We start from the raw sequence: 5932 nt of genomic DNA, 5'->3' as shown, positions 1-5932 counted from the left end.
CTCCGGACCCGACCCTGACCCCACCCTGAGATCCGCCGCCGGTGAAACTCCGGGGCGTCCCCGTGGTCCCGGGCGTCGCGGCCGTGTGACGATCTGAGCGTCGGCGCCGCCGGCTTCACCACCCGGTACGGCCTGGTACGCCCCCGCGAGGGCCGCTACCTGGCCGGGGTGTGCGCCGCCATCGGCCGGGCCACGAACACCGACCCGGTGCTGTGGCGCGTGCTGCTGGCCGTGCTCGGCTTCTTCGGCGGCATCGGGATCATCGTGTACGTCGCCGGCTGGCTGATCATCCCGGGTGAGGGCGACACCGCCTCGCCGGTGGAGGCCATGCTCGGCCGGGGCCGGTCCAGCATGTCCCCGATCACGGTGATCGTGCTCGGCATCGTGGTGGCGCTCGGCTTCGCCTACGTCGTCACCGACGGGTTCCGGGCGATCCTGCTCGGCGCGGTGATCCTGATCGGCGGCGCGCTCCTGCTCAACCGCGAGCAGCGCGGCCCGGCGCAGCGGCCGGCTCAGCCGGCGCCGCCGCACGATTCACCGCCGGGTCCGGTGCCACCGGTGGCCTGGCCCGCGCCGCCGGCCCCGGCGCCGGGTACGTGGACCGCGGCTCCCCCCGCGGCACAGTGGACCGGTACTCCCGCCGGACCGGGCCACCCCGGGGCGGCGCCGTCCGGCGGCCTGTCCGGCTACCCGCCGCCCGGTCGGCCCGAGCCCGGCCATCCCCCGGTGCCCGCCTCCGAGCCCGGCTACCCACCGGCGCCCGCGTCCGAGCCCGGCTTCCCGCCGGCGCCGTCGGTCGAGCCGGGCTACCCGCCGGCCTCCGCGTCCGAGCCGGGCTACCCGCAGGCCGAGCCGGGGCACCCGGCGGCGTCCGACGCGGAGCGCGAGCCGGGCCGTCCCGGGCCCGCCACCGGCTACCCGACGCTCCCGGCGCCGGGCTGGCCCGCCGCGGCCGGCACCCGGCCGGGCCCGTCCGAGCCGACGACGGTCGCGATGCAGCAGGTGACCGGCCCGGTCGCCGACACCGCCACCTGGCCGGCCTACGGCACGAACCCGGCCTGGCCGGGCGCACGGGACGCGGGCACCCGGCTGGACGAGCCGGCCGCCGTGCCGCCGCCCGCGCCGGTGGGCGCACCGCTGCCGCCCGGCGGCTACCGGCCGCCGTTCGCCCCGCACGGCCCCTACGCCGGATCGCCGCCCGTCCCGCCACCGGTGCGGCCGCCGCGACCGCCGAAGCGACCCAAGGAGCGCTCACCGCTCGGCGCGATCACGTTCTCGCTGATCTTCCTGGCGCTCGGCGTGGTGGCCATGCTCGACCTGCTCGACGTCTTCCCGGTCGGCGCCGCCGGCTACTTCGCCGCGGTGCTCGCCACCATCGGCCTCGGTCTGCTCGTCGGCACCTGGTTCGGCCGGGCGCGCTGGCTGATCGCCCTGGGCCTGGTGACAGCGGCGGCGCTCGGCATCGCCACGGTCGCCGAGTCCTACGACCGGGTACGCGGCATCGACGGCAACGTCACCTGGGCGCCGACCGACCTGCGCGACCTGGCCGACCGGTACGAGAACAACCTCGGTGACGCGACGCTCGACCTGCGCGGGATCGACTTCGACAAGCAGGACGTCCAGGTGACCGTCGACGTGAACCTCGGCAACGCGACAGTGGTCGTACCGCCGAACGTCGACGTGACCACTGTGGCCGACGTGAACGCCGGCGACGCCACGGTCTTCGGCCGGCGCAGCGGCGGGCTCGGCGGCCGTCAGTGGGAGACCACCGACGCGGGCGCCGACGGTCCCGGTGGCGGCAAGCTGCGCCTCTACGTCCACGTGAACGCCGGCAAGCTGGAGGTGACCCGGTGAAGGCACACCGTACCGACATCGTGTCGTTCGCTTTCGGACTCGTCTTCCTCGGCCTGTCCGTCTGGTGGCTGCTGGCCCGGATCCTCGGCCTCTCCGTACCCCCGGTCGGCTGGTTCCTGGCCGGCGGGCTGGTGCTGATCGGGCTGCTCGGACTGATCGGCGCGCTGCGCTCGGGCCGCGCACCGGAGCAGCCCGCGCCGGAGTCCGCGCCGGAGGTCACCGTCTCGGCGCCGTACGGCTCCCCCGCCGCCGGCGCGGAGACGCCCGGTGGCGTGGAGACAGCCGGTGGCGTGGACACGGCGGCCGGCGCGGAGAGGCCCGACGCCGCCGACGAGTGGGTCACCGAGGCCACCACGGACTCCGCGGAGCCGGCCACCCGCGAACTGCCGCCGCTCGATCCACCGGCCGACGAGGCGGCTCCGCAACGCCGTACGCCGGGGGATCCGGCCTGACCGCGCCACTGCGGCGCCCTTCGGACGCGGCCTATGCTGGTCGGCGGAGATCTCGCCTCCGCCGGCCGGCCCACGCCCCCGACACGCCGGAGCCGCCGGTCGGGTCGCCGGAGCCGCCGGCGTCCGTTCGCTATCTCGTCAGGAGCCCGTCCGACATGACCCAGTCCCCCGCCGTGCGCGTCACCGGTCCCTCCGGTGCGGTCCGCATCGGCGAGCGCGCCGCCCGCACGCTCGTCAGCGAGTTCGCCCGGCGTAACGACCCGAAGGCCGGCCTGCTGGTCGGCGCGACCCCGGAGTCCGCGGTGCTGGCCGCCGCGATCGAGGCGCTGCTCCCCGGCGACCGGCTCACCGTGGTGCCGGCGGAGGGCGCCGCCGCGGCCGCGCTGCGCGAACACGTCACCGCGCAGGGCCGCTGGGTCGCCGACCGGGTACGCGTGGTCGACACCCTCGCCGAGGCGGACGCCGCCGCGGTGGTGGTCGTCGCCGAGCCGTTCACCGGCACCGCGGACGACGCCCGCGCCGCTGTCGACGGGCTGGCGAAGTACCTCGCCGAGGGCGCGGTGCTGAGCGTCGCCGCGCCGCTGTTCCGCACCGAGGGCGCCGACGGCGAGCTGGACCGGCAGGGTGTGCTGCACGGCGTGCGCACCGACCTGGTGCTGCGCAACACCCCGCCGGTACGCGTGCACCACCTGCGGTTCACCCCGGCGCCGGTCGCGCTCGCGGCCTCGCTGTCCCCGGCGTACCGGCCGTCGAGCGTGCCGCTGACCCGGGGCATGCACATCGACTCGAACGGGGTGGCCGCCGCGGGCATCACGCTCGGCCTGGCCGCCCTGGCCCGGGCCGCGCGACCGAAGTCGAAGCTGTGGCTGCTGCCGGCGCTGGCCGCCGCGCCGGTGGCCGCGTTCTTCCGCGACCCGGAGCGGGACGTGCCGGAGGACCCGTCGGCAGTGGTCGCCTCGGCGGACGGTCAGGTGCTGTCCGTGCAGCGCCTGCAGGACGAGCGCTTCGGTGACGGCGAGTGGCTGCGGATCGCGGTCTTCCTGTCGGTGCTGGACGTGCACGTCAACCGCGCCCCGGTGGCCGGCAAGGTGGTCGACTACTTCGTCGCCGACGGCGGGTTCGTCAACGCCATGAAGCCGGACGCCGAGCACAACGTGGCGGCGTACACGGTGCTGGACACCGACCACGGCACGGTGGTGGTGGCGCAGCGCACCGGGCTGATCGCCCGCCGCATCGTGCAGCGGGCGCCCGTCGGGTCGCTGCTGGCCCGGGGCGAGCGCTTCGGCCTGATCCGGTTCGGCTCGCGTACCGACGTCTACCTGCCGGCCGACGCTGCGGACCCGCTGGTCGGTCCGGGCGACAAGGTGGTCGGCGGCGCGACGGTGATCGCCCGCTGGCGCTGACGGCGCCGGACACGAAGAAGGGGCGCCGCTCTCGCGGCGCCCCTTCTGTCGTTCTCGGATCAGGCGGTACGGCGCTGGTGCAGCCAGAGCAGCGGCCCGCTGACCAGGTAGCCCACCACCACGAGGGCGAACGTGAGCCGGATGTCGACGAGCGCGCCGACCACCGGGGCCAGCCAGAGCCACGGCGGCAGCTTCAGCAGCCGGGCGAGCTTCGCGTACGGGAAGCTGGACACCATGGCGAAGGCGAGCAGCGCGACGCCGGCCACCATGACCAGGCCGGGGACCGGCACGCCGATGGCCACGGTCAGTGCGAGCACCGCTGCCGCCATGGTGGTCGGCACGCCGCAGAAGAAGCGGCCGTCCTTCGGCGAGACGTTGAACCGGGCGAGCCGGACCGCTGCGCAGGCGGCGACGAGCGCGCAGGACACCGCGGCGGCCGCCGGGGGCGCCGAACCGGCGAGCGAGGCGTAGACCACGACCGGCGCGGCGAGGCCGAACGAGCACATGTCGGCGAGCGAGTCCATCTGCGCGCCGAACGGGCTGGCCACACCGAGCTTGCGGGCCAGCGCGCCGTCGAGGCCGTCGAACGCGACGCACGCGATCAGGCAGATCGCGGCGATCTGCACGTCACCGCGCATGGCCAGGAAGATGGCCAGCATGCCGAGCATGAGGCTGCTCAGCGTGCACGCGTTGACGAGCGCGAACTTGGCCCGGCGGGCGGCGGTGCGCTCACCCGGCAGGAGCGGGATCGACATCGCCGGGGACTCGTCGTCGACCGGGGCGGCCGGGGCGAGTGCCGGGCTGATCGGGCGTACCGTCTCGAGGTCGGTGTCGAGCCGGCCGTAGCGGAGGCGCTGGCGGTCGGCGTAACGGTGGTCGGGGGTGACCAGGTCGGTCCCCGAGACGGTCGCGCCGTCCCGGCGGCCCACCCGGACCAGCAGCACCTGGCGGGCGAACGTACTGCTGCGGCGCAACCTGCCCGCCCAGCGACGCCCTGCGGGGCGCGGACTGTCAGTCGTACGACGCCGGCGCCATGGGGCTCTCGGCACGTTTCCTCCATCACCGGATCGGCTGGCCGCCCACTGCGGGGCGGGTGTCCGGCTGTCTCGTGCCGGACCTTTCGGGTCCGGCAGCCCTTTTGCGGAGTACACCATTGCACAGGGGACAGGGGCTTGGCGATAGCTGCCGGCGGTACTTATATCTCCCTTAACCGCGCGAACCGCCCACTCATTCCCATCTCGGGCCTCAACGCCCGTTTTTGTCGGTCAGCCGTACTTCCGACTGTACCGGAGGCCACCCGGGGCGGCTCGGCGAGCGATTCAGGTCACCCGCTGCCCGGTGGCCCGGGCCGCCACGTCGGTCATCGACAGACCGGTGACCTGCTCCGGGGCGAACCAGGCGGCCCGCGCGGTCGAGCCGCCGGCCAGCTCGGTCACCACCGCGTCGGTCGGCGCGTCCACGCGTACCCGGTAGATCACCCGGACGCCGTGCCAGTCCAGCGGGCGGCCCTCCGGGCCGAGCGCGGCCGGGTTGTGCAGGTTGTCCACGGCGATCAGATCGACCACCCGGCCCAGCTGCCCGGCCTCCTCGACCAGCTCGCGCAGCAGCCCGGCGGCGGGCTGCTCGCCGTGGTCGGTGCCGCCCCCGGGCAGGTGCCAGCGGCCCGCGCCCGGATAGCCGTCGGCGATCATGGTGAGCAGCACCCGGTCGGCGGGGTCGGTGACCAGCCCGTACGCGGCGAAGCGCTGCCGGCGGTCGACTGCCGGTCCGGTCGGCTCGGCGGGTAGAGCCCGGGGCAGATCGGCCGGCAGCGGAGTCACCGGCAGGCCGAGCAGCTCGGCGGTGAACGGCATCAGCGGCCGGGCCGCCGCCTCCTCGGGCGTGCACCACGCCACCTCGTCGCTGCCGCCGGCCGGTTCGGGTCGCAGCCGCCCGCCGCGCGCCTCCACGTCGAAGATCAGCCGGTCGGTGTGCAGCGCGATCCCCAGGTCGGCGAACGCGACCACGTCGGCCACCGCGGCCCGGATCGCGCCGGGCACGACGGTCAGGCCGGTCTCCTCGGCGAACTCGCGGACCACGGTGTCGGCCGGGTGCTCCGCGTGCTCGACGCCGCCGCCCGGCAACTGCCACACCCCCGGGTACGGGCACTTCGCCGAGCCACGCGCCAGCAACACCCGCCCCTCGGAGTCCCGCAGCACCCCGTAGGCCCCGACCCGCCGCAGC

General features: G+C 75.7%; 5 protein-coding genes. 3 read left to right on the top strand and 2 right to left on the bottom strand.

The window, feature by feature from the left end; all coding sequences use genetic code 11:
• Positions 1-159: 159 nt before the first annotated feature.
• The 3 genes from EAD96_RS00985 (at position 160) to EAD96_RS00975 (ending at position 3709) form a co-directional block, all read left to right on the top strand.
• The gene (locus EAD96_RS00985; RefSeq protein WP_233585338.1) at positions 160-1854 is read left to right on the top strand and encodes a LiaF domain-containing protein; all 1695 of its coding nucleotides are present in this window, start codon (positions 160-162) and stop codon (positions 1852-1854) included.
• A complete protein-coding gene (locus EAD96_RS00980) occupies positions 1851-2306 on the top strand; it encodes a hypothetical protein (RefSeq protein ID WP_121682936.1) in 456 nt (151 codons plus the stop codon). Before EAD96_RS00985 ends, EAD96_RS00980 begins: the two co-directional genes overlap by 4 nt.
• A gap of 155 nt (positions 2307-2461) precedes the next feature.
• Positions 2462-3709 (top strand): phosphatidylserine decarboxylase, encoded by a 1248-nt coding sequence (locus tag EAD96_RS00975; RefSeq protein ID WP_121682935.1) that lies wholly within the window; start codon positions 2462-2464, stop codon positions 3707-3709.
• 59 nt (positions 3710-3768) lie between these two features.
• Here EAD96_RS00975 and EAD96_RS00970 read toward each other — a convergent pair whose 3' ends face one another.
• Both EAD96_RS00970 and EAD96_RS00965 read right to left on the bottom strand, forming a co-directional pair.
• Positions 3769-4683 carry a phosphatidylcholine/phosphatidylserine synthase gene (locus EAD96_RS00970; RefSeq protein WP_121682934.1) on the bottom strand — a complete coding sequence of 305 codons (915 nt, stop codon included), beginning with the start codon at positions 4681-4683 and terminating at the stop codon, positions 3769-3771.
• 345 nt (positions 4684-5028) lie between these two features.
• Positions 5029-5931 carry an NUDIX hydrolase gene (locus EAD96_RS00965; RefSeq protein ID WP_121682933.1) on the bottom strand — a complete coding sequence of 301 codons (903 nt, stop codon included), beginning with the start codon at positions 5929-5931 and terminating at the stop codon, positions 5029-5031.
• Between the last annotated feature and the right edge of the window lies 1 nt (position 5932).

It is taken from the genome of Micromonospora sp. BL1 (assembly GCF_003667485.1).
GTDB classification, from domain to species: Bacteria; Actinomycetota; Actinomycetes; order Mycobacteriales; family Micromonosporaceae; genus Micromonospora; species Micromonospora tulbaghiae.
This window is presented reverse-complemented; position numbering and strand designations above follow the sequence as displayed.